The sequence below is a fragment of the Flavobacterium sp. GNP011 genome (assembly GCF_056428925.1).
The window spans coordinates 200602-226359 of record NZ_JBWJVJ010000004.1; the positions used below are offsets into that span (position 1 = coordinate 200602).

Annotated in this window: 36 protein-coding genes; 5 read left to right on the forward strand and 31 right to left on the reverse strand. The window is 34.6% G+C overall.

Translation table 11 applies throughout. The annotated features are described in order from the left end of the window. Positions 1-18 precede the first annotated feature (18 nt). The 30 genes from rpsD to rpsL form a co-directional block, all read right to left on the reverse strand. Entirely contained in the window at positions 19-624 is a 606-nt protein-coding gene (rpsD, locus tag AC061E_RS05820) for a 30S ribosomal protein S4 (RefSeq protein WP_086452749.1), read from the reverse strand. Between the two features lie 94 nt (positions 625-718). Next, positions 719-1102: a 30S ribosomal protein S11 gene (gene rpsK, locus AC061E_RS05825; RefSeq protein WP_024981527.1), complete on the reverse strand. Its 384-nt coding sequence runs from the start codon at positions 1100-1102 to the stop codon at positions 719-721. 8 nt (positions 1103-1110) lie between these two features. Beyond that, complete coding sequence (rpsM, locus tag AC061E_RS05830) at positions 1111-1485, reverse strand: 30S ribosomal protein S13 (protein ID WP_144893894.1); 375 nt, start codon at positions 1483-1485, stop codon at positions 1111-1113. 2 nt (positions 1486-1487) lie between these two features. Continuing rightward, positions 1488-1604, reverse strand: coding sequence for a type B 50S ribosomal protein L36 (gene ykgO / locus AC061E_RS05835; RefSeq protein WP_008992256.1), 117 nt, complete (start codon positions 1602-1604; stop codon positions 1488-1490). Between the two features lie 13 nt (positions 1605-1617). Further along, complete coding sequence (infA, locus tag AC061E_RS05840; RefSeq protein WP_007136545.1) at positions 1618-1833, reverse strand: translation initiation factor IF-1; 216 nt, start codon at positions 1831-1833, stop codon at positions 1618-1620. 3 nt (positions 1834-1836) lie between these two features. Continuing rightward, positions 1837-3183, reverse strand: a complete 1347-nt coding sequence (secY, locus tag AC061E_RS05845) for a preprotein translocase subunit SecY (protein WP_144893896.1) — start codon at positions 3181-3183, stop codon at positions 1837-1839. 13 nt (positions 3184-3196) lie between these two features. Further along, entirely contained in the window at positions 3197-3649 is a 453-nt protein-coding gene (gene rplO, locus AC061E_RS05850) for a 50S ribosomal protein L15 (RefSeq protein ID WP_086452752.1), read from the reverse strand. Between the two features lie 11 nt (positions 3650-3660). Continuing rightward, positions 3661-3843 (reverse strand): 50S ribosomal protein L30, encoded by a 183-nt coding sequence (gene rpmD / locus AC061E_RS05855; protein ID WP_086452753.1) that lies wholly within the window; start codon positions 3841-3843, stop codon positions 3661-3663. A gap of 12 nt (positions 3844-3855) precedes the next feature. After that, the gene (gene rpsE, locus AC061E_RS05860) at positions 3856-4383 is read right to left on the reverse strand and encodes a 30S ribosomal protein S5 (RefSeq protein ID WP_035668102.1); all 528 of its coding nucleotides are present in this window, start codon (positions 4381-4383) and stop codon (positions 3856-3858) included. A gap of 6 nt (positions 4384-4389) precedes the next feature. Then, the gene (gene rplR, locus AC061E_RS05865; RefSeq protein ID WP_086452754.1) at positions 4390-4740 is read right to left on the reverse strand and encodes a 50S ribosomal protein L18; all 351 of its coding nucleotides are present in this window, start codon (positions 4738-4740) and stop codon (positions 4390-4392) included. An 11-nt stretch (positions 4741-4751) separates the two neighbouring features. Next, positions 4752-5294, reverse strand: coding sequence for a 50S ribosomal protein L6 (rplF, locus tag AC061E_RS05870; protein WP_086452755.1), 543 nt, complete (start codon positions 5292-5294; stop codon positions 4752-4754). An 18-nt stretch (positions 5295-5312) separates the two neighbouring features. Continuing rightward, a complete protein-coding gene (gene rpsH, locus AC061E_RS05875; RefSeq protein WP_086452756.1) occupies positions 5313-5711 on the reverse strand; it encodes a 30S ribosomal protein S8 in 399 nt (132 codons plus the stop codon). A gap of 122 nt (positions 5712-5833) precedes the next feature. Beyond that, positions 5834-6103 (reverse strand): 30S ribosomal protein S14, encoded by a 270-nt coding sequence (gene rpsN, locus AC061E_RS05880; protein WP_026707007.1) that lies wholly within the window; start codon positions 6101-6103, stop codon positions 5834-5836. 3 nt (positions 6104-6106) lie between these two features. Next, positions 6107-6658 (reverse strand): 50S ribosomal protein L5, encoded by a 552-nt coding sequence (gene rplE / locus AC061E_RS05885; protein ID WP_086452757.1) that lies wholly within the window; start codon positions 6656-6658, stop codon positions 6107-6109. 2 nt (positions 6659-6660) lie between these two features. Then, complete coding sequence (rplX, locus tag AC061E_RS05890) at positions 6661-6975, reverse strand: 50S ribosomal protein L24 (protein WP_478285427.1); 315 nt, start codon at positions 6973-6975, stop codon at positions 6661-6663. Positions 6976-6986: 11 nt separating this feature from the next. Further along, entirely contained in the window at positions 6987-7355 is a 369-nt protein-coding gene (gene rplN / locus AC061E_RS05895) for a 50S ribosomal protein L14 (protein ID WP_026717863.1), read from the reverse strand. Positions 7356-7357: 2 nt separating this feature from the next. After that, positions 7358-7618, reverse strand: a complete 261-nt coding sequence (rpsQ, locus tag AC061E_RS05900) for a 30S ribosomal protein S17 (RefSeq protein ID WP_086452759.1) — start codon at positions 7616-7618, stop codon at positions 7358-7360. Between the two features lie 17 nt (positions 7619-7635). Next, positions 7636-7821, reverse strand: coding sequence for a 50S ribosomal protein L29 (gene rpmC / locus AC061E_RS05905; RefSeq protein ID WP_086452760.1), 186 nt, complete (start codon positions 7819-7821; stop codon positions 7636-7638). 13 nt (positions 7822-7834) lie between these two features. After that, a complete protein-coding gene (gene rplP / locus AC061E_RS05910; RefSeq protein ID WP_007803637.1) occupies positions 7835-8260 on the reverse strand; it encodes a 50S ribosomal protein L16 in 426 nt (141 codons plus the stop codon). Between the two features lie 18 nt (positions 8261-8278). Beyond that, the gene (rpsC, locus tag AC061E_RS05915; RefSeq protein ID WP_035668118.1) at positions 8279-9037 is read right to left on the reverse strand and encodes a 30S ribosomal protein S3; all 759 of its coding nucleotides are present in this window, start codon (positions 9035-9037) and stop codon (positions 8279-8281) included. Between the two features lie 5 nt (positions 9038-9042). Beyond that, entirely contained in the window at positions 9043-9456 is a 414-nt protein-coding gene (gene rplV, locus AC061E_RS05920; RefSeq protein WP_035668120.1) for a 50S ribosomal protein L22, read from the reverse strand. A gap of 6 nt (positions 9457-9462) precedes the next feature. Further along, the gene (gene rpsS / locus AC061E_RS05925; RefSeq protein ID WP_007136562.1) at positions 9463-9741 is read right to left on the reverse strand and encodes a 30S ribosomal protein S19; all 279 of its coding nucleotides are present in this window, start codon (positions 9739-9741) and stop codon (positions 9463-9465) included. 6 nt (positions 9742-9747) lie between these two features. After that, positions 9748-10572: a 50S ribosomal protein L2 gene (gene rplB / locus AC061E_RS05930; protein WP_144893902.1), complete on the reverse strand. Its 825-nt coding sequence runs from the start codon at positions 10570-10572 to the stop codon at positions 9748-9750. A gap of 6 nt (positions 10573-10578) precedes the next feature. Next, the gene (rplW, locus tag AC061E_RS05935; RefSeq protein ID WP_073370568.1) at positions 10579-10869 is read right to left on the reverse strand and encodes a 50S ribosomal protein L23; all 291 of its coding nucleotides are present in this window, start codon (positions 10867-10869) and stop codon (positions 10579-10581) included. A gap of 6 nt (positions 10870-10875) precedes the next feature. Then, positions 10876-11505 carry a 50S ribosomal protein L4 gene (gene rplD / locus AC061E_RS05940; RefSeq protein WP_144893904.1) on the reverse strand — a complete coding sequence of 210 codons (630 nt, stop codon included), beginning with the start codon at positions 11503-11505 and terminating at the stop codon, positions 10876-10878. After that, positions 11505-12122 carry a 50S ribosomal protein L3 gene (gene rplC / locus AC061E_RS05945; protein ID WP_072945403.1) on the reverse strand — a complete coding sequence of 206 codons (618 nt, stop codon included), beginning with the start codon at positions 12120-12122 and terminating at the stop codon, positions 11505-11507. Before rplC ends, rplD begins: the two co-directional genes overlap by 1 nt. Positions 12123-12458: 336 nt before the next feature. Then, complete coding sequence (gene rpsJ, locus AC061E_RS05950) at positions 12459-12764, reverse strand: 30S ribosomal protein S10 (RefSeq protein ID WP_007803605.1); 306 nt, start codon at positions 12762-12764, stop codon at positions 12459-12461. Between the two features lie 11 nt (positions 12765-12775). Further along, on the reverse strand, positions 12776-14932 hold the full coding sequence (gene fusA / locus AC061E_RS05955; protein WP_158729273.1) for an elongation factor G: 2157 nt from the start codon (positions 14930-14932) through the stop codon (positions 12776-12778). Positions 14933-14942: 10 nt separating this feature from the next. Beyond that, complete coding sequence (gene rpsG / locus AC061E_RS05960) at positions 14943-15419, reverse strand: 30S ribosomal protein S7 (RefSeq protein ID WP_035668130.1); 477 nt, start codon at positions 15417-15419, stop codon at positions 14943-14945. Positions 15420-15517: 98 nt separating this feature from the next. Beyond that, positions 15518-15901, reverse strand: coding sequence for a 30S ribosomal protein S12 (gene rpsL / locus AC061E_RS05965; protein WP_007136570.1), 384 nt, complete (start codon positions 15899-15901; stop codon positions 15518-15520). 170 nt (positions 15902-16071) lie between these two features. Between rpsL and AC061E_RS05970 the strand changes: the two genes are divergently transcribed. The 4 genes from AC061E_RS05970 to rlmB all read left to right on the forward strand — a co-directional run bounded on the left by AC061E_RS05970 (position 16072) and on the right by rlmB (position 23363). Beyond that, entirely contained in the window at positions 16072-17757 is a 1686-nt protein-coding gene (locus AC061E_RS05970) for a BamA/TamA family outer membrane protein (protein ID WP_478285428.1), read from the forward strand. Between the two features lie 83 nt (positions 17758-17840). After that, positions 17841-20936 (forward strand): SusC/RagA family TonB-linked outer membrane protein, encoded by a 3096-nt coding sequence (locus tag AC061E_RS05975; RefSeq protein WP_478285429.1) that lies wholly within the window; start codon positions 17841-17843, stop codon positions 20934-20936. A 9-nt stretch (positions 20937-20945) separates the two neighbouring features. Next, positions 20946-22490 carry a SusD/RagB family nutrient-binding outer membrane lipoprotein gene (locus AC061E_RS05980; protein WP_478285430.1) on the forward strand — a complete coding sequence of 515 codons (1545 nt, stop codon included), beginning with the start codon at positions 20946-20948 and terminating at the stop codon, positions 22488-22490. 138 nt (positions 22491-22628) lie between these two features. Further along, complete coding sequence (rlmB, locus tag AC061E_RS05985) at positions 22629-23363, forward strand: 23S rRNA (guanosine(2251)-2'-O)-methyltransferase RlmB (RefSeq protein WP_478285431.1); 735 nt, start codon at positions 22629-22631, stop codon at positions 23361-23363. Between the two features lie 37 nt (positions 23364-23400). Here rlmB and AC061E_RS05990 read toward each other — a convergent pair whose 3' ends face one another. Beyond that, on the reverse strand, positions 23401-24177 hold the full coding sequence (locus tag AC061E_RS05990) for a rhomboid family intramembrane serine protease (protein ID WP_478285432.1): 777 nt from the start codon (positions 24175-24177) through the stop codon (positions 23401-23403). 273 nt (positions 24178-24450) lie between these two features. On the opposite strand from AC061E_RS05990, the gene AC061E_RS05995 reads away from it, so the two are divergent. After that, positions 24451-25728, forward strand: coding sequence for a replication-associated recombination protein A (locus AC061E_RS05995; protein WP_478285433.1), 1278 nt, complete (start codon positions 24451-24453; stop codon positions 25726-25728). Positions 25729-25758 lie beyond the last annotated feature (30 nt).

Consider the following 25758-nt stretch of genomic DNA (forward strand, 5'->3'; position numbering starts at 1 on the left):
TTTCGACTAAGTCAATTATTATTTGTTGTACAACTCTACGATTAATTGTTCTTTAATGTTTTCTGGAATTTGCAGTCTTGCAGGAACAGATACAAAAGTACCTTCTTTAAGATCGCTATTCCATGTAATCCATTCATAAACATGACTTGAATTAGATAAAGAACGTTCGATAGCCTCTAATGATTTAGATTTTTCACGAACAGCAACTTTATCACCAGGCTTAAGGTGGTAAGAAGGAATATTTACAACTTCACCATTTACAGTAACGTGTCTGTGAGAAACAATTTGACGAGCACCTCTTCTAGAAGGAGCAATACCCATTCTAAAAACAACGTTATCTAATCTTGCTTCACATAATTGTAATAAAACTTCACCAGTAACTCCTTTAGTAGCTGATGCTTTTTCGAATAAGTTTCTGAATTGTTTTTCTAAAATTCCATAAGAATATTTAGCTTTTTGCTTTTCCATTAACTGAACAGCATACTCAGACTTTTTTCCTCTTTTTTTTGCCATCCCGTGTTGTCCAGGAGGGTAATTTCTTTTTTCGAATGCTTTATCATCACCGAAAATTGCTTCGCCAAATTTACGAGCTATTCTTGTACTAGGACCAGTATATCTTGCCATTTTATATTATTTAAGATTGAGATTATGAATTCAGGTCAAATCCTTCGATAATCGAAATTCAATCTAGGTTATACTATAATTAATATTTTGAGTATTATACTCTACGTCTTTTAGGAGGACGACATCCGTTGTGAGGCATTGGAGTAACATCAATAATTTCAGTAACTTCAATACCACCATTGTGTAAAGAACGAATAGCAGACTCACGTCCGTTTCCTGGTCCTTTTACATAAACTTTAACTTTTTTAAGTCCAGCTTCAAGAGCTACTTTACTACAATCTTCTGCTGCCATTTGAGCTGCGTACGGAGTGTTCTTTTTAGAACCTCTGAAACCCATTTTACCAGCTGAAGACCATGAAATAACTTCACCTTTTTTATTAGTCAAAGAAATGATAATGTTATTGAAGGTAGCAGAAATATGAGCTTCACCCGTTGATTCAACGATAACTTTACGTTTTTTTGCTGTTGCTTTAGCCATATTACTTATTATTTAGTTGCTTTTTTCTTGTTAGCAACAGTTTTTCTTTTACCTTTTCTTGTTCTAGAGTTGTTCTTAGTTCTTTGTCCTCTTAAAGGAAGACCAGTTCTATGACGAATACCTCTATAACATCCAATATCCATTAAACGTTTGATGTTTAAAGAAACTTCTGAACGCAATTCACCCTCAATTTTGAAAGAAGATACAGCATCACGAATTGCTCCGATCTCGTCATCATTCCAATCTTGAACTTTTTTGTCTTGGCTAACTTGAGCTTTTTCTAAAATCTCAACAGCTCTACTTCTACCTAATCCAAAGATATAGGTTAGTGCAATAACACCTCTCTTATTTTTTGGGATATCTACCCCTGCTATTCTTGCCATAATTATCCTTGTCTTTGTTTAAATCTAGGATTCTTTTTGTTTATTACGTACAATCTCCCTTTTCTTCGTACAATTTTGCACTCGGGACTTCTCTTTTTTACTGAAGCTCTAACTTTCATTTTTGAATATCCTTTAATATCTATAAGTAATTCTCGCTTTTGACAAATCGTAAGGGCTCATTTCTAGTTTAACCTTATCACCAGGTAATAATTTAATGTAATGCATACGCATTTTACCAGAAATATGTGCAATTACAATATGTCCATTCTCTAACTCTACACGGAACATTGCATTTGATAATGCTTCAATGATTGAACCGTCTTGTTCTATTGCTGATTGTTTTGCCATAAATTAAGCTACTGCTTTTCTATTTTTACCACTTTTCATTAATCCATCATAATGCTTATTCAACAGGTATGAATTGATTTGTTGAACAGTGTCAATGGCAACACCAACCATAATAATTAATGAAGTACCTCCAAAAAACATTGCCCATGATTGTTGAACATCCATCAAGCTTACAACTATCGCAGGGAACACAGCGATCAAAGCAAGAAATATTGATCCAGGGAATGTAATTAAAGACATCACTTTATCAAGGTAGTCAGAAGTTTCAACACCAGGCTTAACACCAGGAATAAAACCACCACTTCTCTTTAAATCATCAGACATTTTATTTGTTGGAACTGTAATAGCCGTGTAAAAGAATGTAAATACAATGATTAACGTTGCAAATACAAAATTATACCAAAAACCAAACATATTACTGAATGCTCCAACTATTGACTGTGAAGTATCTGAATCTGATAAACCAGCTAGTGCTGCAGGAATAAACATAATTGCTTGCGCAAAAATAATTGGCATAACCCCAGAAGCATTAAGCTTTAAAGGAATCCACTGTCTATTACCATTCATCATATCTTGTTCAAAATCTCCAGACGTTGTACGTCTAGCATATTGAACAGGAATTCTTCTTACTGCCATCACTAAAAGCACACAGCTAATAATTACCAACAACCAAAGAATAATTTCAATAACCAATAACATTGGTCCTCCATTGTTATTTGAAACTCTTGATGTGAATTCTTGCATAAAAGCTTGAGGCAATCTAGCAAGTATTCCTACCATAATCAATAATGAAATACCATTTCCAATTCCTTTGTCAGTAATTTTTTCACCAAGCCACATTGCAAAAATGGTACCGGTAACAAGAATTACAACAGAAGAGAATAAAAACTCAAAAGAATTAAAACCTAATAAAAAAGCATTACCAGGAAGAGTTCTGTATAAGTTATAGATGTAGGTAGGTCCTTGAACTAAAGTAATTCCAATTGTCAACCAACGTGTGATTTGATTTATTTTTTTTCTACCACTCTCTCCATCACTTTGAAGCTTTTGCAAATAAGGAATAGCAATTCCCATAAGCTGCACTACAATAGATGCAGAAATGTATGGCATAATCCCAAGTGCAAAAACAGAAGCTTGAGAAAATGCACCACCAGTAAACATGTCAAGAATTGAACCAATTCCTTCTTTGGTCTGTCCGGCTAAATTAGCCAATTGAGTTGCATCAATACCTGGTAAGGTCACTTGAGCACCAAAACGATAAACTAAAAGAAGACCGAAAGTAATTAGAATTCTATTTTTTAGTTCTTCAATTTTCCAAACATTACCTATTGATTCAATAAATTTCTTCATATTATACAGAAAATTACATTACTATAGCTTCTCCACCAGCAGCTTCGATAGCAGCTTTTGCAGTAGCAGTAAATTTGTGAGCGGTTACTTTTAATTTTGCTTTCAATTCACCTCTACCTAAAATCTTAACGATTTCATTTTTGGTAGCCAAACGGTTAGCAACATAAACTGACATATCAACAGTATCTTGAACAATACCATTTTCAACTAAAAGTTGAAGAGTATCAAGATTGACACCTTCGTAATCTTTACGATTGATGTTTGTAAAACCAAACTTAGGTACACGTCTTTGAAGTGGCATTTGCCCTCCTTCAAAACCAATCTTTTTAGAATAACCAGAACGAGATTTTGCTCCTTTATGTCCTCTTGCAGAGGTACCACCTTTTCCAGAACCTTCTCCTCTACCTAATCTTTTATTTTGATTGTGCGTAGAACCTTCAGCAGGTTGTAAGTTACTTAAATTCATAACAGTATTTGTTATTTAGCTTCTTCAACAGAAACTAAGTGTTTAACTTTATTTATCATACCAAGGATTGTAGGATTTGAATCATGCGCTACAACTTGTCCCATTTTACGTAGACCTAAAGCTTCTAATCCTCTTTTTTGAGAAAGTGGACAGTTGATTTTGCTTCTAACTTGTTTTACTAATAATTTAGCCATAATTTCCTTGTATTAACCTTTAAAAACTTTCTCTAAAGAAACACCTCTTTGTTTTGCAACAGTGTAAGCACTTCTCATTTGTAATAAAGCATCAAAAGTTGCTTTTACCACGTTGTGTGGATTTGAAGATCCTTGTGATTTTGAAAGCACATCATGTATACCAACTGATTCTAAAACTGAACGAACAGCTCCACCAGCAATAACTCCAGTACCATGAGATGCAGGAATTAAAAATACGCGTGCACCACCAAATTTACCTTTTTGTTCGTGAGGCACAGATTGACCATTTAAAGGAATCTTTACTAGATTTTTCTTAGCATCTTCTACTGCTTTTGCAATAGCCTCAGAAACATCTTTAGATTTACCTAAACCGTGACCAACAACACCGTTTTCATCACCTACAACAACAATAGCAGAAAAACCAAAAGCTCTACCACCCTTTGTAACTTTAGTAACACGATTTACACTAACCAAACGATCTTTTAATTCAAGACCACTAGGTTTTACCAACTCTACATTTTTGTATTTACTATTAGACATACTATATTAGAATTTAAGTCCAGCCGCTCTCGCGCCTTCTGCTAATGATTTAATACGCCCGTGATATAAGTAACCTCCTCTATCAAAAGTTACAACTTCTATCCCAGCTTTTAAAGCTTTTTCAGCAACTAATTTCCCAACTGCTGTAGCAACTTCAATATTCGTACCCTTACCTATTTCTTTTTCTCTTGAAGAAGCTGCTAGCAAAGTAACTCCGTTTACGTCATCAATTAATTGAGCGTAAATTTCTTTATTACTTCTAAAAACAGATAGTCTTGGATTAGTAGCAGTACCACTAATTGTCTTTCTAATTCTGAATCTAATTCTTTGTCTTCTTTCAGGTTTTGTTAATGACATAATCTTATTTTTTAAGCTGATTTACCTGCTTTTCTTCTTAATACTTCACCCACGAATTTAACTCCTTTTCCTTTGTATGGCTCTGGCTTACGGAAACCTCTAATTTTCGCAGCTACTTGACCTAAAAGTTGTTTATCAAATGATGTTAACTTTACAATTGGGTTTTTACCTTTCTCAGATATAGTTTCTAAAGTAACTTCAGGAGCAATCTCTAAAATAATATTGTGTGAAAAACCAAGAGCTAAATCTAATTTTTGACCTTGATTTGAAGCTCTATAACCAACTCCAACAAGTTCTAACGATTTAGTAAAACCATCTGTAACACCAACTATCATGTTGTTGATAAGTGAACGATACAAACCATGTTTTGCTCTTTGATCTTTATGATCAGATGACCTGTCAACTTGAACTTGACCATCTTCAACTGTTACAGTAACGTCCGAAAACTCCTGAGTTAGTTGACCGTTTTTTCCCTTAACTGTAATAATTCCGTTTGCTACTTCAACAGTAACACCTGCAGGAACTATTATAGGATTTTTACCTATTCTTGACATCTTATTATAGTCTTTAAATTAGTATACGTAACAAATTACTTCACCACCTACATTCAATTGCTTTGCTTGTTTACCAGTCATCAAACCTTTTGAAGTAGAAACAATAGCAATACCTAAACCATTTAAGATTCTTGGTATATTAGCAGAACTTGAATATTTACGTAAACCTGGTTTACTAATTCTCTGAATATCTTTGATTACAGACTCTTTAGTATCTTTATCATACTTCAAAGCGATTTTGATAGACCCCTGAACAGCGTTGTCTTCAAATTTGTAACTCAAAATATAACCTTGATCAAATAAGATCTTAGTTATTTCTTTTTTTAGATTAGATGCAGGAATTTCAACAACTTTGTGGTTTGCGGCCACAGCGTTACGAACTCTTGTCAAATAATCAGCAATAGGATCTGTATACATGTGTATTAATTTGCGGTCTTGGTTTTCAACAAACGATTTGTTGAACCTTAAACCAATTTATAAATATTAAAGATACAGACTAAACATATGTTAAGTCTGTATCTGAAAGCAAAACTATGCTATTACCAAGATGCTTTTTTCACACCAGGAATTAATCCATTATTTGCCATTTCACGAAATGTAACACGTGAAATACCAAATTGACGCATATAACCTCTTGGTCTTCCAGTTAATTTACAACGATTGTGTAAACGAACAGGTGAAGCATTTTTTGGTAACTTTTGCAAACCTACGAAATCTCCAGCTTCTAACAAAGCTTTTCTTTTCTCTGCATACTTTGCAACCGTTTTTTCTCTCTTAACCTCACGGGCTTTCATTGATTCTTTAGCCATGTCTTAGTTCTTTTTAAAAGGTAAACCTAATTCTGTTAATAACGACTTAGCTTCTTTGTCAGTCTTTGCGGTAGTTACGAAGGTAATATCCATACCAGAGATTTTATTAACTTTGTCAATATCAATTTCTGGAAAAATAATTTGTTCTAAAACACCAAGGTTATAATTTCCTCTACCATCAAAACCTGTAGCCTTAATTCCGCTGAAATCTCTTACACGAGGTAATGCAGAAGTAATAAGTCTATCAAGAAACTCATACATTCTTTCTCCACGTAAAGTAACTTTAGCACCAATTGGCATTCCCTTTCTCAATTTAAAAGACGCAACGTCTTTTTTAGAGATAGTTGAAACTGCTTTCTGTCCAGTGATCTTAGTTAACTCATCAACTGCATAGTCAATAAGTTTTTTATCAGATACAGCTGCACCAACTCCTTTACTTAAAACGATTTTGTCCAATTTAGGAACTTGCATTACGTTTACGTATCCGAATTCCTCTTTAAGAGCAGCAATTACTCTGCTCTTATATTCTTCTTTTAGTCTAGGTATATACGCCATTACTATAGTACTTGATTAGATTTTTTTGAAAATCTTACTTTCTTATCTCCTTCTACTCTAATACCTACTCTTGTTGCTTCCTTAGTTTTAGGATCAATTAAAGAGATGTTAGATATTTGTATTGGAGCTTCTTTCTTTACAATACCACCTTGAGGGCTTTTTGCACTTGGTTTCGTATGCTTAGAAACCATATTAACACCTTCAACAATTGCTTTGTTCTTTTCACGATCAACGCTTAATACTTTACCTTCAGCACCTTTATGGTCTCCAGCAATTACTCTAACGATGTCACCTGATTTTATTTTTAGCTTTATCATCTTAAAACGAATTAAAGCACTTCTGGTGCTAATGATACAATTTTCATGAATTGTTTTTCACGAAGTTCTCTTGCTACCGGACCAAAAACACGAGTTCCTCTCATTTCACCAGCAGCATTCAATAATACGCAAGCGTTATCATCAAATCTAATGTATGAACCATCGGCTCTTCTTACTTCTTTTTTGGTACGTACAACAACTGCAGTTGAAACAGCTCCTTTTTTAACGCTTCCGTTTGGAGCAGTATCTTTGATAGAAACTACAATCTTGTCACCAACAGAGGCATACCTTCTTTTGGTACCTCCTAAAACACGGATAGTTAAAACTTCCTTTGCTCCAGTGTTATCTGCTACTTTTAGTCTTGATTCTTGTTGTACCATAATTATTTAGCTCTTTCTAAGATTTCAACTAACCTCCAACATTTTGTTTTACTTAAAGGACGAGTCTCACTTATCCTTACAGTATCTCCAACGTTACAGTCGTTCATTTCGTCGTGTGCGTGATACTTTTTAGTTTTCAACACGAACTTACCGTATAATGGGTGTTTTACTTTACGAACTTCAGCAACAACAATAGATTTATCCATTTTGTCTGAAGTTACAACACCAATTCTCTCTTTTCTTAAATTTCTTTTTTCTTCCATCTTTCAGCAGACTACAGTTATTGTCTTTTAGTAAGTTCAGTAGCTAATCTTGCAACAGTTCTTCTCACACCTCTAATTTGAAGTGGATTCTCAATTGGTGAAATAGCGTGAGCCATTTTAAGATCAGCATATGTTTTCTTAGTCTGGCTAAGTTTCTCTTGCAACTCTGCTGCAGAAAGATTTTTTATTTCTGATTGTTTCATAATATAGTATAAATTATGCTTCGAAATCTCTTGCAACAACAAATTTAGTTTTTACTGGAAGCTTTTGTGCTGCTAGACGTAACGCCTCTTTAGCAACTGACAAAGGTACTCCTCCAACTTCAAACATAATTCTTCCGGGTTTAACAACGGCTGCCCAGTATTCAACTGCACCTTTACCTTTACCCATACGTACCTCAAGAGGCTTCTTTGTGATTGGTTTGTCTGGAAATATTTTGATCCATAATTGTCCCTCTCTTTTCATGAAACGAGTGGCAGCAATACGAGCTGCCTCTATTTGACGAGAAGTTAAAAACATTCCATCTTCATGTACAGATTTAATACCAAACATTCCATTAGAAAGTTCATGCCCTCTTTGAGAGTTCCCTTTCATTTTACCTTTCTGTACCTTACGGTATTTTGTTCTTTTAGGCTGTAACATTTTTCTTTAATTTAAAAATTACTTTCGTTTACGAGCGTCTGGTTTTCCACCTTTGTTAAAAGGTTTTCTGTCTCCTCTTGGAGAATCACCACCTTTACCTCCAGCACCAGATTGTTTTTTGTCCATTCCGGCTAGTGGAGAAAGATCTCTCTTTCCATAAACTTCACCTTTCATGATCCATACTTTGATACCCATTCTACCATAAGTAGTATGAGCTTCAGCCAAAGCATAATCAATATCAGCTCTGAAAGTTGATAGAGGAATTCTACCTTCTTTGAAACCCTCTGAACGAGCCATCTCAGCACCATTCAAACGACCAGAAATCAAAACTTTGATACCTTCTGCGTTCATACGCATAGAAGCAGCAATAGCCATTTTGATTGCACGTCTGTAAGAAATTCTGCTTTCAATTTGACGACAGATGCTTGTAGCAACTAGATACGCGTCAAGTTCAGGTCTTTTAATTTCAAAGATGTTAATTTGAACCTCTTTGTCAGTAATTTTCTTAAGTTCTTCTTTCAACTTGTCTACCTCTTGTCCACCTTTACCGATAATAATACCAGGTCTAGCAGTAGTGATAGTAACGGTTACAAGTTTTAAAGTTCTCTCGATTATTACTTTAGATACACTAGCTTTTGATAAACGAGCATGGATATACTTTCTGATTTTGTGATCTTCGGCAAGTTTATCACCGTAATCATTTCCACCATACCAGTTTGAGTCCCATCCTCTGATGATACCAAGTCTGTTTCCAATTGGATTTGTCTTTTGTCCCATGCTGCTTAAGAATTGCTTTGTGTGTTATTGATAGCCCCTAACACGATTGTAACGTGATTAGAACGTTTTCTTATTCTATGTGCTCTTCCTTGCGGAGCTGGACGAAGTCTTTTCAACATCATTCCACCATCTACACGGATTTCCTTAACAAATAAACCAGCTTCTTCCATATTAGCTTCAGGGTTTTTTGCTTGCCAGTTAGCAATTACAGATAAAACCAATTTTTCTAATTTTCTTGAAGCTTCTTTAGAACTAAATCTTAGTATGTTAAGTGCTCTTTCTACCTTCTGACCTCTTACTAGATCTGCTACTAAGCGCATTTTTCTAGGTGAAGTAGGGCAGTTATTTAACTTTGCGAAGGCCAAAGACTTATTTGCCTCTTTTCTTGCATCTGCTGTTTCTCTTTTACGAACTCCCATTGCTTCTTATTTTTTACCTTTATTTTTTGCTCCAGCATGACCTCTAAAAGATCTCGTTGGTGAAAATTCTCCTAATTTGTGACCTACCATGTTTTCAGTTACATAAACCGGTACAAATTGACGACCGTTGTGAACTGCGATAGTTTGTCCAACAAAATCTGGAGTAATCATAGAAGCTCTAGACCAAGTCTTAACCACTCCTTTATTTCCACCTGCAATATTTTCTTGAACTTTCTTGTCTAATTTATAATGAACAAAAGGTCCTTTTTTTAATGAACGTGCCATATCTTATTATTTCTTTCTACGTTCTACGATATACTTGTTACTCGGGTTTTTCTTAGAACGTGTTCTATAACCTTTTGCTGGTATTCCATTTCTTGAACGTGGATGTCCACCAGAAGAACGTCCTTCACCACCTCCCATTGGGTGATCTACAGGGTTCATTGCTACAGGTCTTGTTCTAGGTCTTCTACCTAACCATCTAGTTCTACCAGCTTTACCAGAAACAACTAATTGATGATCAGAGTTAGATACAGCTCCAATTGTTGCAGAACAAGTTAACAAGATCAATCTTGTTTCACCTGAAGGCATTTTGATTGTAGCGTATTTACCATCTCTTGCCATTAATTGAGCAAAAGTTCCAGCAGAACGTGCAATAACTGCACCTTGACCTGGTCTCAATTCAATACAAGAAATTACAGTTCCTAGTGGAACTCTACTTAAAGGTAAAGTATTACCAATCTCAGGTTGAGATTCTGGACCAGAAACAAGTTTCTGACCAACTTTCAAACCGTTTTGAGCGATAATATAAGTTTTCTCTCCATCAGCATAAGCTAATAAAGCGATAAATGCAGTTCTGTTTGGATCATATTCGATTGATTTAACCGTAGCAGGAATTCCTTCTTTAGTACGTTTAAAATCAATAATACGATATCTCTGCTTGTGACCACCACCCGTATAACGCATGGTCATCTTTCCTTGACTATTTCTACCACCAGAGTTTTTTATCGGCGCTATCAAAGAGCGTTCCGGCTTATCAGTTGTAATGGCGTCATAACCATTCACAACTCTAAATCGCTGACCTGGGGTAATAGGTTTTAATTTTCTTACTGACATTTTATCTTAGATATTGTTGTAAAAATCAATTGTTTCTCCTTCTTGTACTTGAACAATCGCTTTTTTAATTGCATTTGTCTTTCCACTGATCAAACCACTTTTAGTGTATTTAGTAGTTCTATCTGGTCTCACATTCATTGTGTTAACACTAACAATAGTTACACCATAAGCAGCCTCAACAGCTTTCTTAATTTGAACTTTGTTTGCTTTTCTGTCAACAACGAATCCGAAGCGGTTTAAAACTTCACTTTCTTTGGTTACTTTTTCCGTTACTATAGGCTTAATAATGATGCTCATATCCTATTATTTACTTAAATTTTCTTCAATTATCTCCAAAGAACTCTCTAAAAGCACTAAATTATTAGCGTTTAATATAGCGTAAGTACTTAATTCTAAGCTACTTACAACGCTAGAGCTTTTTAAATTACGTGACGACAAATATACATTTTTATTTGAATCACCCAATACAAAAAGGGATTTTTTATTCTCTAACTCTAAAGCTTTCAAAACGTTGATGAAATTTTTAGTGTTTGGAGTTTCAAAATTAAAGTCTTCAAGAACAATAATGTTTGACTCTTTAGCTTTGATAGAAAATGCAGATTTTCTAGCTAAACGCTTTAAGTTTTTATTCAATTTGAAAGAATAACTTCTTGGTCTTGGACCAAATACAGTTCCTCCACCTTTGAATAAAGGGTTTTTAGCACTACCAGCACGGGCAGTACCTGTACCTTTTTGCTTTTTTATCTTACGAGTACTTCCCGCTACTTCAGCTCTTTCTTTAGCTTTGTGCGTTCCTTGTCTTTGATTAGCAAGATATTGCTTTACATCAAGATATACTGCGTGATTGTTTGGCTCTATACCAAATACTGAATCAGAAAGTTGCACTTTTCTTCCAGTATCTTTTCCGTTGAAATCTAATACTTTTGCTTCCATTACTTCTGAATGATTACATAAGAGTTGTTATGACCAGGAACACATCCTTTAATAACAAGTAGGTTCTTTTCAGCCACTACTTTTAAAACTCTAAGGTTTTGAACTTTTACATTGTCTCCTCCCATACGTCCAGCCATACGCATTCCTTTGAATACTCTAGATGGATAAGAAGAAGCTCCCACAGAACCTGGCGCTCTTAAACGGTTGTGCTGACCGTGAGTTGCTTGACCAACACCACCAAAACCGTGACGTTTTACAACCCCTTGGAAACCTTTACCTTTAGATACACCTTGTACATCTACAAATTCACCTTCAGCAAAAATAGAAACATCAATAAGATCTCCTAATTTTTGTTCAGTTGCAAAATCTTGGAATTCAACGACTTTTTTCTTAGCTACAGTTCCAGCTTTTTTAAAGTGACCTAAAGCCGCTTTTGTGGAATGTTTCTCGTTTTTGTCATCGAAACCTAGTTGCAACGCTTCGTACCCGTCAACACCTTTGGTTCTGACTTGGGTAACAACACATGGACCTGCTTCGATTACCGTACAAGGAATATTCTTCCCGTTTTCGTCGAAAATACTAGTCATGCCGATTTTTCTACCAATTAACCCAGACATAAATATTAATTATTAATTACTAAAACTCCCTTCAATTTAAAAACAACAGCTGTTCTCAAACAGGGAGTGCAAAAGTATACATTAAAATCGAATATACCAAACAGTTACAAAAATTAAATAACTCATTATCAAAAAACAAACTTTTAAAAATTAGATAATCAAACATTCATTCATACAACATATACTTAAATCAATACTATTTGAAGAATTAAATAATAAAAAAACATCCTAGAAAAACATTCAAAATAATCCGTTCACACCCTATAAATCAAAACATTTCATTTTATTCCAAAAAAAAAGCGGAACAAAATGTTCCGCTTTATAATAAAAATATACTTATACTTTAATTTCAACTTCTACTCCACTAGGCAATTCTAATTTCATCAAAGCATCAATAGTTTTTGAAGAAGAAGAGTAAATATCAATCAATCTCTTGTAAGACATTACTTCAAACTGCTCTCTAGCTTTCTTGTTTACGTGCGGTGAACGCAATACTGTAAACAATTTTTTGTGAGTTGGCAACGGAATAGGACCAGTTACAACAGCACCAGTAGTTTTTACTGTTTTTACAATCTTCTCAGCAGACTTGTCTACTAACATGTGATCGTAAGATTTTAATTTTATTCTGATTTTTTGACTCATTTTCTTAAAGATTAAGCGTTTCCTTTTGCTTTTTTAATTACTGCTTCTGAAATATTAGAAGGTGTCTCTGAATAGTGAGAGAATTCCATTGTAGAAGTTGCTCTACCAGAAGATAATGTTCTTAATGTTGTAACATATCCAAACATCTCTGATAAAGGCACATCAGCCTTAATAGTTTTAGCACCATTTCTATCTCCCATGTCACTCACCTGACCTCTACGACGGTTGATATCACCAACGATATCCCCCATGTTTTCTTCTGGTGTAATAACCTCCATTTTCATGATTGGCTCTAAAATTACAGCACCAGCAGCTTTCGCTACCTCTCTATAACCCATTCTTGCTGCTAACTCAAAAGAAAGCGCATCAGAATCCACAGGGTGGAAAGATCCGTCTAATAAAGTAACCTTTAAACTATCAACTTGATATCCCGCTAAAGGACCAGTTTTCATTGCTTCACGGAAACCTTTTTCAACTGAAGGTATATACTCTTTTGGAACGTTACCACCTTTCACAGCATTAACAAACTGTAATCCAACTGGAGCTTTACCATCAACTTCATCAGCAGGCTCAAGAATAAATACGATATCACCGAATTTACCACGACCTCCAGATTGTTTTTTATAAGTCTCTCTGTGTTGTGCTTTTTTAGTAAACGCTTCTTTATATTCAACTTGAGGCTCACCTTGGTTTACTTCAACTTTAAATTCACGTTTCATACGATCTACCAAGATATCTAAGTGAAGCTCACCCATACCAGAAATAATCGTTTGCCCAGAAGCTTCATCAGTTCTAACAGTAAACGTTGGATCCTCTTCAGCTAATTTAGCCAAAGCCATACCCATTTTATCTACATCAGCCTTAGTTTTAGGCTCAATAGCAATACCAATTACTGGCGCAGGGAATTTCATTGACTCCAAAATAATTGGGTGTTTTTCATCACACAATGTATCTCCAGTTTTGATATCTTTAAATCCAACCGCCGCTCCAATATCTCCTGCCTCGATATACTCGATTGGGTTTTGTTTGTTTGCGTGCATTTGGTAGATACGAGAAATTCTTTCCTTGTTACCTGAACGCGTATTCAAAACATAAGAACCTGCATCTAAACGACCTGAATAAGCACGGAAGAAAGCTAAACGCCCTACGAATGGGTCAGTAGCAATTTTAAATGCTAAAGCAGCGAAAGGCTCTTTAACATCTGGCTTACGCAAGATTTTAGTTTGATCTTCTTCTAAAAGTTCAGCATCATCAGGGTGAATACCTTCAATACCTTCTTTATCCATTGGAGATGGCAAGTACTTACATACTGCATCTAGCATGAATTGAACTCCTTTGTTTTTGAAAGATGAACCAGCAATCATAGGAATAATTGCCATATCCATTACAGCTGCTCTTAAAGCGATGTTAATTTCTTCTTCCGTGATAGAATCTGGATCTTCCATATACTTATCAAGTAAGTTTTCATCATAATCAGCAACTGCCTCAATAAGAATGTCTCTGTACTCTTTTACTTCGTCTACCATATCAGCAGGAATATCAACAACTTCATAAGTCGCTCCCATTCCAGCATCATCCCAAACAATAGCTTGGTTTCTTACTAAATCTACAACACCTTTGAAATCATTTTCCTCACCAATTGGCAAAGTAATCGCAACAGCGTTAGATTTTAGCATATCTCTTACTTGTTGACATACCATCAAAAAGTTAGATCCTTGTCTATCCATTTTATTAACAAAACCAATACGAGGAACTCTATATTGATCTGCTAACCTCCAGTTTGTTTCTGATTGAGGCTCAACACCATCAACAGCACTAAACAAGAATACTAAACCATCAAGTACACGCAAAGAACGGTTTACTTCAACTGTAAAGTCAACGTGTCCTGGGGTATCAATGATATTAAAGTGATAAGGCAAGGTCTCAGGTAAAATTTTACCTTGAGTAGTTGGAAAATTCCATTCACAAGTTGTAGCTGCAGAAGTAATAGTAATACCTCTTTCTTGCTCTTGTGCCATCCAGTCCATTGTTGCAGCACCATCGTGCACTTCACCAATTTTGTGTGATTTTCCTGTATAGAATAATATACGCTCCGTTGTTGTTGTTTTACCAGCATCAATGTGAGCAGCAATACCTATGTTTCTTGTATATTTAAGTTCTCTAGCCATTTCTTACGGATTAAAATCTAAAGTGAGAGAAAGCTTTGTTAGCTTCAGCCATTTTGTGAGTATCCATTCTTTTCTTAACAGCAGCTCCTTCTTCTTTAGCAGCAGCTAAACACTCTGATGCTAATCTTTGAGCCATTGACTTCTCGTTTCTTCTTCTTGAATAAAGAATTAACCATTTCATCGCCATAGAAATTTTTCTATCTGGACGAATTTGCATTGGAATTTGAAATGTAGCTCCACCTACTCTACGACTACGTACTTCTACGTGAGGCATAACATTAGTTAACGCATCTTTCCAGATTTCTAATGATGGTTTTTCAGCATCTTGTTTTTTAGATTCAATAATATCAATTGCATCATAAAATACCTTAAACGCTGTAGATTTTTTTCCATCCCACATTAAGTTGTTCACAAAACGTGTTACCAGTTGGTCATTAAACCTTGGATCTGGTAAAAGTGGTCTTTTCTTTGCCGCTCTTTTTCTCATGTCTTTTGTTGTTAAAAGTCTTAACGTCTTCTGTCCAAATGTCTTAAAATAGCAAAAGCTGCCTTAAACTTTTGACTTTTGACTTTCGACTAATTAAATTACTTTTTTGCTTCTTTTGGGCGTTTAGCTCCGTACTTAGATCTTCTTTGCGTTCTTCCTGCTACTCCTGACGTATCAAGTGCACCACGAACGATGTGATATCTAACTCCTGGTAAATCTTTTACCCTTCCACCCCTAACTAATACTATCGAGTGCTCTTGTAAATTGTGTCCTTCACCAGGGATGTAAGCATTCACTTCGTTACCATTTGTCAAACGTACACGCGCTACTTTACGCATTGCAGAGTTTGGTTTTTTTGGTGTTGTAGTGTAAACACGCGTACAAACCCCTCTTCTTTGAGGACAAGAATCTAAAGCAACCGATTTACTCTTCTTAGTTATCTGAGTTCTTCCTGTTCTTACTAATTGTTGAATTGTTGGCATAATTAATACTAAAAATTTCTTATTATATTAAATTCCCGCTTTTTACGGGGTTGCAAATGTAGAAAATATTTTTTACTCTACAAACGTTAAACTATTAATTTTCAATTAGATTATTTAGAACTTTGAAAATCATTACAAAGATCTCATATTTGTATCACTAAATTTGCACAATGAGCAATAAAAAAAAAACACTTCTTTTATTTTTATTTCTAATAATAGAAAGTACTTGTTACGCTCAAGAGTTTCGATTACAAATCATTGGAAATTCAAAAGAAGAAACCAAAATTATAGACTCCTTAAATTACCAAACCAAACATAAAAATGTTAGTTCTATAAATATTGAAGTAGAAGGTTTTCTAAAAAAAGCATCCAATACAGGTTATATTGAAGTAAGAACATTGCAACTAAATAAAATTAACGACTCTACTTTTCAAAATAAAATTGATTTAGGACAACAAATAAAAAAAATTATCGTGACCATTCCGGATCTGGAAACAGTGGCACTATTAAAACTACAAAAAAACACAATTGAAATACCTTATCCAGAAATCGAGACGTTTCTAGATCATACGCTACACCTTCTAGAAGATACCGGATATGCGTTTGCAAAAGTGAAACTCATCAGTATAAAAAAAAAGCAATCTCTTTTACTTGCAGAATTAGACATTCAAAAAAACTCCACCCGAAACATCAATACTATAGTCATAAAACAGGAAGGAAAAAATAAATTCCCAAAAGGTCATCTCAATCAAATAAACCGAAAATTTAAAAACAAACTAATTAATTTAAAAATCCTTGAGCAAATCAATTCTGATTTTAATAAACTCAACTTTGTCAATCAAATAAAATACCCTGAATTTTTAATAACCAAAGACACGACCAAAGTATATGTATATCTAGAAAAGAAAAACTCAAACACCTTTGATGGTTTTATTGGCTTTAGCAATAATGAAGATCGTTTTACTTTAAATGGTTACTTAGACATTCAACTTGAAAATATTTTAAGTAAAGGAGAACAAATACATTTTTTTTGGAAAAGCGACAGCAATGATCAAAAAACTTTCAAAGCAAGTTTAGCTTTACCCTATCTTTTTAATTCTCCGTTAGGAATCCAAACAGATTTACAAATCTTTAGACAGGACTCTACTTTCCAGAATACAAAAACAACTTTATGCTTAAATTATAGATTAAAAAACAATTCTGAAATAAAGTTAGGTTACCATGCCACACAATCCAGCGTAATCCAAGACAACAACTCCAACATAGCAGGATTTAATAACAATTTCGTCACAATAGGATATGAAAATAAAGATCTCTTTTTAAGAAAAAACAGATTCACACCTCGATATAGTTTTAATGCTTTACTTGGAGCCGGAGAGAGACTTATAAATACGGAAAACGATCTAAAACCTTCCAAACAGCTTCAAATAGAAATAAAAAATATCCTACTATTTGAAATTAACACTAAAAACTCCATTTATTTTAACAACCAAAACTATTATTTAGCCAGTTCCATATATTTTGAGAATGAATTGCATCGTTTTGGAGGTATTCATAGCATTAGAGGTTTTCGAGAAAATAGTCTTGCAGCTTTTTGGATATCTGCATTTTTAACAGAATATCGTTATGCATTAAATAGCAAGTTTTATATTCACACCATAGCAGATTTAGCTTTTTTCAAAACCAATATACTCAACGCTTCAAAAAACAACAAACTGATAGGTCTTGGCTTAGGTTTTGGCGCGAAAACAAAAAACGGATTACTACGTATTGCACTTGCAAGTGGTGCTTTAAATTCACAGAGAATTAAAACTGAAAACGGAATCTTACATTTAAGTTACAACATCAATTTCTAACTTTAACATTTTTAAACCATTTTTGATTAGGAATGTTAAGAAAATATTAAGATGTTTGTTGAACTAATTCAAAATATTAAAAAATGAAACTAAAGTTTAATGGATTACTAGTACTACTTGTAGTATTAGTGGCGCAAATTACGTTTGCCCAAGAAAGATCTGTTTCGGGAACTGTTTCTGATAATGCAGGAATGCCTTTACCAGGTGTAAGTGTATTAGTGAAAGGAACAAAAACTGGAACGCAGAGTAATTTTGATGGAAGTTATACAATCAAAGTTAGTCCAACACAAATACTAGTGTTTAGCTACATCGGTATGAAAACACAAGAACTAACAGCCAGTTCAACTACTGTTAATGTAAGATTACTAGATGATTCAATACAACTTGAAGGTGTAGTTGTAGGAGCACTAGGTTTAAAGCGTAATAAAAACTCTTTGACATCATCAACACAAGTTGTAGCATCGAAAGAGTTAACACAAGCTGCTAACCCTAACGTAGTACAATCTTTAGTAGGTAAGGTATCAGGTCTTCAAATAAACAAAAGTAGTAATGGAGTTAATGGCACCAATAGGATAGTATTAAGAGGATCAAGATCTATAACAGGTAACAATGAAGCCTTAGTTATAATAGACAACTCTATATCAACATCGGCTGCATTACAGCAATTACCACCGGAATTAATTGAAAATGTGAACGTAATCAAAGGTATGCAAGGAGCAGCACTTTACGGAGAGCAAGGGGTTAATGGTGTAATTATTGTAACTACAGTAAAAGGAAAACAAAAAGGAAAAATTACAGTAAACGTAAATTCAGCAATTGATTACGAAAGCATTTCATTCATGCCAAAGACACAAAATAAATATGGCCAAGGATGGGATGGAGTTCATTTTCCAGAAGAGAACGGTTCTTGGGGTCTTCCATTTGATGGTGTTGTAAGACCTACAGGTTTACCTCAGGCAGATGGACTTGAATTTGAAGCGCCATATTCTTTTATTAAGGACAATGTAAAAGCATTTTACCAAACGGGAACTACTTTGCAGAATGGCTTTTCTATAAATGCAGGAAGTGAAGATTCATACGCTTTACTATCTGCTAATAAAGTTAATACTGAATTTGTTGTAAATGGCGACAAACTAGAAAGAAATAGTTTCTTATTCAAAGCTGGTAAAAAAATTGGTAAATTTAGCATTGATGGTAACGTAAACTATACTTATCAAAAATCATCAGAGACATCTCCAGATCTTTTAGACGACTTAATTCAAACTCCAGGGAATATTGATTTAAGAAAGTTTAAAAATTCTGGTAACGAAGGAAGTAATAATATTTATTTTAAAAATCCTTACTGGACCATTGACAACAATCGTAACGATGCAAGAAGAACATTTATTAATACTATTGCTGCCTTAAAATACGAAATCAACAAGAACATCAATATTAGCTACACAGGTAATTTACAATTCACTAATAGAGATGCACAATCTCACATAAATGAATATAGAGAAACTCCTGCATTGGCTGGAGCTGGAGCTAATAGAAATCAAACATCAGAATTTTTTGCAAGCCAATCTACTTTAAGGACATACTACGGAGACTTATTAGTAAATTTTGATTATGAATTAAATGATGACTTCACATTAAAAGCACTTGTAGGAAGTAATATGCAAGATCGTAATTTTAGAATAACATCTCAAGGTGGTCAAAATCTTGACATTCCGGGTTGGTATCATATCAATAACGTTTTAAGTCCTGCAAATCCATCAACCCTTGACAATAGATCTCAAAAATCAAATCGTGCTTCTGTACTAGCAAACATTGATTTAGGTTATAAAGATTATTTGTTTCTTAACTTAACTGGAAGAAATGATTGGACATCGGTATTATCAAGAGAAAATAATAACTTCTTTTATCCAAGTGCTGGAGTTTCTTTTATTCCTACATTAGCATTTGAAGGTTTAAAGAGTGAAACTTTAAATTATTTAAAACTTTCTGCTAACATAGTTCAAGTAGGTAACTCATCATCTATTCAACCATATGCAACAACAGAAATTGGAGTATTCCCAACTGGTTTCCCTTATGGTCAATTAGGATCTTATATCATTAATCAAAGACCTACTGATAAAAATATCCGACCTGAATTTGTAACTACTAAAGAAGCTTTAGTTAGTGTTGGACTTTTCAATAACAGAATTACAATTGACGGATCTGCTTATATCTCTGACACAAAAGATTTGATTACTGCAGCAACAGCTTCGTCTGCATCTGGTTTAGCAACTTCACAATCAAATATTGGTGACATGACCACTAAAGGTTTTGAAATCGATTTAGGTTTAGTGCCATTTAAAACAGAAAAATTTTCATGGAACTTAAGAGCTAGTTACGCTACTAATAAATCTGTAATTAACTCACTTGCAGCTGGAGCAAATGAAATCAACCTTTTTTCTGATGCAACTACCGGAACAGGAATTTTTGCACAAGTTGGTCAGGAGTTCCCTTTAATTAAAGGAACTACATTTTTAAGAGACGACAATGGAAGTATTATCGTTAATCAATTTGGTTTACCAACTAGATCTTCATCTAACTCCATCTTAGGAAAAGCAACTCCAGATTATATTTTAGGATTATCAAACTCTTTAACATATAAAGGATTCACATTAACTGCAGTTATGGATTATAGAACAGGTCATCAAATTGTGTCTGGAACTAAATATGACTTAACTTGGCCAGGACGTTTAGAAGAATCTGCAAGTTTCGACAGAGAAGTTGGATTCATTTTACCAAATTCTGTAATTGAAACAGCACCTGGATCAGGAATTTATACTCCTAACACATCTGTGTTTTCTGCTAAAGGACATGAAGCAAATGGAGTTATTGATTACTATGGTACATTAAGTAGAGCTGGAGAACACAATGTTATAGATGCTACAGCATTCAAAGTGAGAGAACTTTCTTTGAGCTATTCAGTTCCTACATCTATTGTAGGGAAAATTGGATTGACATCCCTTAGATTCGGTATAAATGCAAGAAATCCTTTTACTGTTTTAGCAAAAAGCAACAAAGGTTATACTGATCCTGAGGCTTCAGACAGTACAGCTAACAATGGTAATGGACAAGGATATTCCGGTACAGGACAGTATCCAAACACTAGAACTTTTGGTGGAAGCATGAATTTAACTTTTTAATTAAAAGAAATGAAAAAAATAATTTTAATACTAGCAGTAGCAGCTGTAACACTTACATCTTGTAGTGACTACTTAGCTGACAACACTAACGTAAATAGTCCGCTGGAATCATCACTTCCGCCAAGACTTATCTTACCTGGTGCTCAAGCACAAGCATTCAGAACCCAGGCAATAAATATGAACCGATTGGGTAGCGTTATGACAAACGCTTGGGGTGGCAATATTTACCAATTTACTAACCCATTACAAGTAGAGTATTCGTACAACTTTGACAACAATACATATGCTGCAGTTTGGGATGGTTTATACAGAAGCGTAGGTAATTTTCAAAAAATAATAGATACTGATTTACCTAATCAAGGGAATTTCATAGCTATTTCTAAAATTATGAAGGCACACTACATGCAATATATTGTAGATTTATATGGTGATTCTCCATATTTCGAAGCCTTTAAAGGTCAACAAAATTTGACACCAGCATATACAGATGATGCTGTAATATACAAAGAGTTGATCAAAGAATTAGAAGAAGCTCGTGCCTTAATCCAAAATCCATCAGCTACAGCAGAAGGAGTTGCAACGGATGTTGTATTCAGCGGAAACATGAGCAAGTGGTTACAATTAGCAAACACAATTGAATTAAGAATTTTACTAAGACAAAGCAAACTTACAGATGCTGCTACAGTAACTTATTTAAATTCAAAATATGCTACATTGCAAACTCTAAACAATTTTGTATCTAGCGATGTTTTAATCAATCCAGGATATTCATCTGCAAACAATGACAAACAAAGTCCATTCTTTGGTTCCTTTGTAAGAGATGCAGCAGGTTCTACCACTAATACAACTAACACTTTATTCACCTCTTCAAAACATTTTGCTGACGTATTAAATGGAGAAGTAGGCGGACCAACTGCTGGAGTTATTGATCCAAGAAGATCAAGACTATGGACTCTTGTAGGTGGTAAAGTAGTAGGGACTGATCAAGGACAAAAACCAGTACCTGGACAAAACAACACAACAAACCCTACATCAAGGTTTGGATTAGGTTTGACCAACTATGTTGGAGCAAACACAGCTGAAAGAACAGCTGCAGGATCTTCAAAAGCAGGTGCGATCATGCTACTTTCAGAAAGTAAATTTCTTCAAGCAGAGGCTGTAGAAAGAGGTTTCTTAACAGGTTCAGCACAAACTTTATTCAATGAAGGCGTTCAAGCTTCCTTTACATATTTAGGGGCTACAATAGGAACTTATTTGACCGATATTGATACTAAAACTAATTTTGGTTGGACTGCAAGTACTAATAAAATTCAAGCCATTTTAACTCAAAAATGGATTGCTTTAAGTGGAATACACGGTGTTGAAAATTACATCAACTATACACGTACAGGTTTTCCTGTGATTCCAGGTTCTATTAATGGTTTCAATTTACAACCTACTAGACCAAAGAGACTAATCTATCCTTTATCAGAGTACAATGCAAACTCTAGTAATGTGCCTATTTTAACATCGGCTCAAATTACTACTCAAGGTCCATTCTGGTATGTACCGTAATTAGATCTTTTGATTATAGAAAAGGCTGTCTGAAAAGATAGCCTTTTTTATTTACGATACAATATCATTACTATCACATTTTAACAGATTGAAAACCATCCCATTTTTTGGGGTGGTTTTTTTTTATATATTTGCACCATGGAAAAAGAACATCAAATATTTGGAATAAGAGCGATTATAGAAGCTATACAATCTGGCGCAACAGTAGACAAAGTATATATTCAAAAGGAAGCAAGTAGCGAACTGATGAAAGACTTGATGAAAGTGATGAAACGTGGAAATATCAATTTCTCATACGTACCCGTTGAAAAGCTGAATAGATTAACTCCAAATAACCACCAAGGAGCCGTGGCTACTATCTCTCCTATTTCATTTTTTGATTTGGAAAGTTTAATAGATACAGTACTTGAAAACGGTAAAAAACCATTGTTTTTAATCCTAGATCAAATATCAGATGCCAGAAATTTTGGTGCCATCATCAGAACTGCTGAATGTACAGGAGTAAATGGAATCATTGTTCAAAAGGCTGGATCGGCACCTGTGAATGGAGATACTGTAAAAACATCTGCGGGAGCGGTTTTTAATATTCCAATCTGTAAAGTGGAACACATCAAGGATGCTATATTTTTATTGCAAGCCAATGGAATTAAAACAGTTGCTGCCACTGAAAAGACGGAGCACAACATATATGACATCTCTTTGAATGAACCTGTTGCAATAATTATGGGATCAGAGGACAGAGGTGTAAATCCATCTGTATTGAAAATTGTAGATGAAAAAGCAAAGCTACCTATGTTTGGAACCATAGGCTCCTTAAATGTTTCTGTAGCGTGTGGCGCCTTTTTATATGAAGCAGTTAGACAACGATCGTAACGAAATATATGCTTTTAAAACTTTAAGTGAGTTGAAACTATGGTTTTAACTCATTTTTTTTTGGAATCAACTCATATTGCACGGGGACACTAGAGGTATAATACTCATAGATTGGAGATTCCTCAATGGGATTTACAACGGGTAAATTGACAAAATTTCCATTTTCGTCAAATCGTTGCATGAATTTATCTTGAGACGGATCATAATCCGGGTGTTCCCAATCGTATTTAATGGTCTTCTTTAACTGAGGTGTATCATAAAGCATAGACAATACAATTCCTGAAATAAGACCACCCAAATGACCTTCCCATGAAATTGACTTTTCGGTTATTATCTCCGGACTTGGAAAAACATACCATACTAATCCACCATAAATAATAATAACAGTAAGTGACAGGGCGACAAGTCTTTGGTTTCTAGTTTGGATTCCTTTAAAAAAAATAAAACTAAACAACACATAAATTAATCCGCTCGCACCTATATGATAACTTTCTCTACCGATGCACCATGTTATCATTCCTGATAGAAGAATCCCAAATACAACAACAGGAACAGACTCTTTTGCATAAAAAAATTGCAAAGCTGCTAGTAAAATAAGTAACGGTATACTATTATTATACAAATGCTCCACATCACCATGAATGAATGGACTCAAAAAAACACCTTGAAGTCCTGAAAAAGTTCGGGGATAGATACCGTTTTGATAAAAATCAAAGTCAAATTTTATTTGCAGCCAATAAACAAACCACAATACAACCACACTAAAAAATGGAAATAATAGAACTGCGTTTGTAAACTTGAAATGTTTATCCATAGGTGTTCAATCGATTGATCTAAAAAGCTAATTCACATTAATTAATACAATCAAAGTACAAAAATGCAACCAAAAAAATTAAGATGTAATTTTGTCATGATAAAATCGATATTTCATAAAGCAATACGCCCTAGCCCAGATGGAAATGGCATCCTTTTAGATCTTGTTTTTTCACAAGATCTAAAAGATAGAATGTACAGCTGGAAAAAGCTCCAAATAAAGCTGTAATTTTACATCGATAAAAAGCTAGTTACAGCCAACCGAATTAAGAAAATGGAAGCACCACTTGCAGAACGAATACGCCCCCAAAAACTGGATGATTATGTGAGTCAGTCTCATCTTGTAGGGCCAAATGGATCATTGACGCAACAAATTACCAAAGGAATAATCCCATCATTAATTTTTTGGGGGCCACCAGGTACTGGAAAAACAACCTTAGCACAAATTATCGCTCAGGAATCTAAACGTCCGTTTTATATATTAAGTGCTATTAATTCTGGGGTTAAGGACATACGGGAAGTTATTGAAAAGGCAAAACAGAGTGGCGGATTGTTTACAGCCAAAAATCCCATTTTATTTATTGACGAAATTCACCGCTTTAGCAAATCGCAGCAGGATTCCTTACTTGCTGCTGTAGAGAAAGGCTGGGTAACCCTGATAGGCGCTACAACTGAAAACCCCAGTTTTGAGGTAATTCCCGCGTTACTGTCAAGATGTCAAGTCTATGTATTAAATCCGTTTACAAAAATCGATTTGGAGACCTTGCTGGAACGTGCCATGAAAAAAGATATATTGATGTCTCAAAAAAATATTGAGCTCAAAGAAACCGAAGCTTTACTACGGTTATCAGGCGGGGATGGCAGAAAATTATTGAATGTTTTTGAACTCGTTGTAAATGCATCTCTTGATGAAAAAATAGTGATCACAAACGAGCGTGTATTTGAAGTTGTACAACAAAACACCGTGTTGTATGACAAAACTGGTGAACAACATTATGATATTGTATCGGCATTTATCAAATCGATTCGTGGAAGTGATCCTAATGGAGCTGTGTATTGGTTAGCCAGAATGATTGAAGGTGGTGAAGATGTAAAATTCATAGCCCGAAGAATGCTCATATTAAGCAGCGAGGATATTGGCAACGCAAACCCGACTGCTTTTATCATGGCCAACAACACTTTTCAAGCTGTGGCTACGATAGGTTATCCGGAAAGCCGCATCATTTTGAGTCAATGTGCAGTGTACCTTGCCACATCACCAAAGAGCAATGCATCCTACTTGGCTATAGGTACTGCACAACAACTAGTGAAACAAACAGGAGATTTACCAGTACCTATTCATTTACGCAATGCGCCAACCAAATTGATGAAAGAACTAGGATATGGTGAAGAATACAAATATGCACATGATTATTCTAACAATTTTGCCGAACAAGAATTCCTTCCAGATGCTATTATAAAAACACCTATTTATGTACCAGGGAATAATTCAAGAGAAAATACCATTAGGGAATTTTTAAAAAACCGCTGGAAAGATAAATATGGATATTAAATTTCACAGAAAAGCCTTGACTAATCAAGG

What these genes read in the sequence shown, in the direction of transcription:
- rpsD (WP_086452749.1), bottom strand. Translation starts at nt 624, where the DNA reads ATGGCAAGATATACTGGTCCTAGTACAAGAATAGCTCGTAAATTTGGC.
- rpsK (WP_024981527.1), bottom strand. Translation starts at nt 1,102, where the DNA reads ATGGCTAAAGCAACAGCAAAAAAACGTAAAGTTATCGTTGAATCAACG.
- rpsM (WP_144893894.1), bottom strand. Translation starts at nt 1,485, where the DNA reads ATGGCAAGAATAGCAGGGGTAGATATCCCAAAAAATAAGAGAGGTGTT.
- ykgO (WP_008992256.1), bottom strand. Translation starts at nt 1,604, where the DNA reads ATGAAAGTTAGAGCTTCAGTAAAAAAGAGAAGTCCCGAGTGCAAAATT.
- infA (WP_007136545.1), bottom strand. Translation starts at nt 1,833, where the DNA reads ATGGCAAAACAATCAGCAATAGAACAAGACGGTTCAATCATTGAAGCA.
- secY (WP_144893896.1), bottom strand. Translation starts at nt 3,183, where the DNA reads ATGAAGAAATTTATTGAATCAATAGGTAATGTTTGGAAAATTGAAGAA.
- rplO (WP_086452752.1), bottom strand. Translation starts at nt 3,649, where the DNA reads ATGAATTTAAGTAACTTACAACCTGCTGAAGGTTCTACGCACAATCAA.
- rpmD (WP_086452753.1), bottom strand. Translation starts at nt 3,843, where the DNA reads ATGGCTAAATTATTAGTAAAACAAGTTAGAAGCAAAATCAACTGTCCA.
- rpsE (WP_035668102.1), bottom strand. Translation starts at nt 4,383, where the DNA reads ATGTCTAATAGTAAATACAAAAATGTAGAGTTGGTAAAACCTAGTGGT.
- rplR (WP_086452754.1), bottom strand. Translation starts at nt 4,740, where the DNA reads ATGTCATTAACAAAACCTGAAAGAAGACAAAGAATTAGATTCAGAATT.
- rplF (WP_086452755.1), bottom strand. Translation starts at nt 5,294, where the DNA reads ATGTCAAGAATAGGTAAAAATCCTATAATAGTTCCTGCAGGTGTTACT.
- rpsH (WP_086452756.1), bottom strand. Translation starts at nt 5,711, where the DNA reads ATGTATACAGATCCTATTGCTGATTATTTGACAAGAGTTCGTAACGCT.
- rpsN (WP_026707007.1), bottom strand. Translation starts at nt 6,103, where the DNA reads ATGGCTAAAGAATCAATGAAAGCCCGTGAGGTTAAGAGAGAAAAAACG.
- rplE (WP_086452757.1), bottom strand. Translation starts at nt 6,658, where the DNA reads ATGGCGTATATACCTAGACTAAAAGAAGAATATAAGAGCAGAGTAATT.
- rplX (WP_478285427.1), bottom strand. Translation starts at nt 6,975, where the DNA reads ATGATAAAGCTAAAAATAAAATCAGGTGACATCGTTAGAGTAATTGCT.
- rplN (WP_026717863.1), bottom strand. Translation starts at nt 7,355, where the DNA reads ATGGTACAACAAGAATCAAGACTAAAAGTAGCAGATAACACTGGAGCA.
- rpsQ (WP_086452759.1), bottom strand. Translation starts at nt 7,618, where the DNA reads ATGGAAGAAAAAAGAAATTTAAGAAAAGAGAGAATTGGTGTTGTAACT.
- rpmC (WP_086452760.1), bottom strand. Translation starts at nt 7,821, where the DNA reads ATGAAACAATCAGAAATAAAAAATCTTTCTGCAGCAGAGTTGCAAGAG.
- rplP (WP_007803637.1), bottom strand. Translation starts at nt 8,260, where the DNA reads ATGTTACAGCCTAAAAGAACAAAATACCGTAAGGTACAGAAAGGTAAA.
- rpsC (WP_035668118.1), bottom strand. Translation starts at nt 9,037, where the DNA reads ATGGGACAAAAGACAAATCCAATTGGAAACAGACTTGGTATCATCAGA.
- rplV (WP_035668120.1), bottom strand. Translation starts at nt 9,456, where the DNA reads ATGGGAGTTCGTAAAAGAGAAACAGCAGATGCAAGAAAAGAGGCAAAT.
- rpsS (WP_007136562.1), bottom strand. Translation starts at nt 9,741, where the DNA reads ATGGCACGTTCATTAAAAAAAGGACCTTTTGTTCATTATAAATTAGAC.
- rplB (WP_144893902.1), bottom strand. Translation starts at nt 10,572, where the DNA reads ATGTCAGTAAGAAAATTAAAACCTATTACCCCAGGTCAGCGATTTAGA.
- rplW (WP_073370568.1), bottom strand. Translation starts at nt 10,869, where the DNA reads ATGAGCATCATTATTAAGCCTATAGTAACGGAAAAAGTAACCAAAGAA.
- rplD (WP_144893904.1), bottom strand. Translation starts at nt 11,505, where the DNA reads ATGGAAGCAAAAGTATTAGATTTCAACGGAAAAGATACTGGAAGAAAA.
- rplC (WP_072945403.1), bottom strand. Translation starts at nt 12,122, where the DNA reads ATGTCTGGGTTAATTGGTAGAAAAATCGGCATGACTAGTATTTTCGAC.
- rpsJ (WP_007803605.1), bottom strand. Translation starts at nt 12,764, where the DNA reads ATGAGTCAAAAAATCAGAATAAAATTAAAATCTTACGATCACATGTTA.
- fusA (WP_158729273.1), bottom strand. Translation starts at nt 14,932, where the DNA reads ATGGCTAGAGAACTTAAATATACAAGAAACATAGGTATTGCTGCTCAC.
- rpsG (WP_035668130.1), bottom strand. Translation starts at nt 15,419, where the DNA reads ATGAGAAAAAGAGCGGCAAAGAAAAGACCACTTTTACCAGATCCAAGG.
- rpsL (WP_007136570.1), bottom strand. Translation starts at nt 15,901, where the DNA reads ATGCCAACAATTCAACAATTAGTAAGAACAGGAAGAACTCAGATAACT.
- AC061E_RS05970 (WP_478285428.1), top strand. Translation starts at nt 16,072, where the DNA reads ATGAGCAATAAAAAAAAAACACTTCTTTTATTTTTATTTCTAATAATA.
- AC061E_RS05975 (WP_478285429.1), top strand. Translation starts at nt 17,841, where the DNA reads ATGAAACTAAAGTTTAATGGATTACTAGTACTACTTGTAGTATTAGTG.
- AC061E_RS05980 (WP_478285430.1), top strand. Translation starts at nt 20,946, where the DNA reads ATGAAAAAAATAATTTTAATACTAGCAGTAGCAGCTGTAACACTTACA.
- rlmB (WP_478285431.1), top strand. Translation starts at nt 22,629, where the DNA reads ATGGAAAAAGAACATCAAATATTTGGAATAAGAGCGATTATAGAAGCT.
- AC061E_RS05990 (WP_478285432.1), bottom strand. Translation starts at nt 24,177, where the DNA reads ATGGATAAACATTTCAAGTTTACAAACGCAGTTCTATTATTTCCATTT.
- AC061E_RS05995 (WP_478285433.1), top strand. Translation starts at nt 24,451, where the DNA reads ATGGAAGCACCACTTGCAGAACGAATACGCCCCCAAAAACTGGATGAT.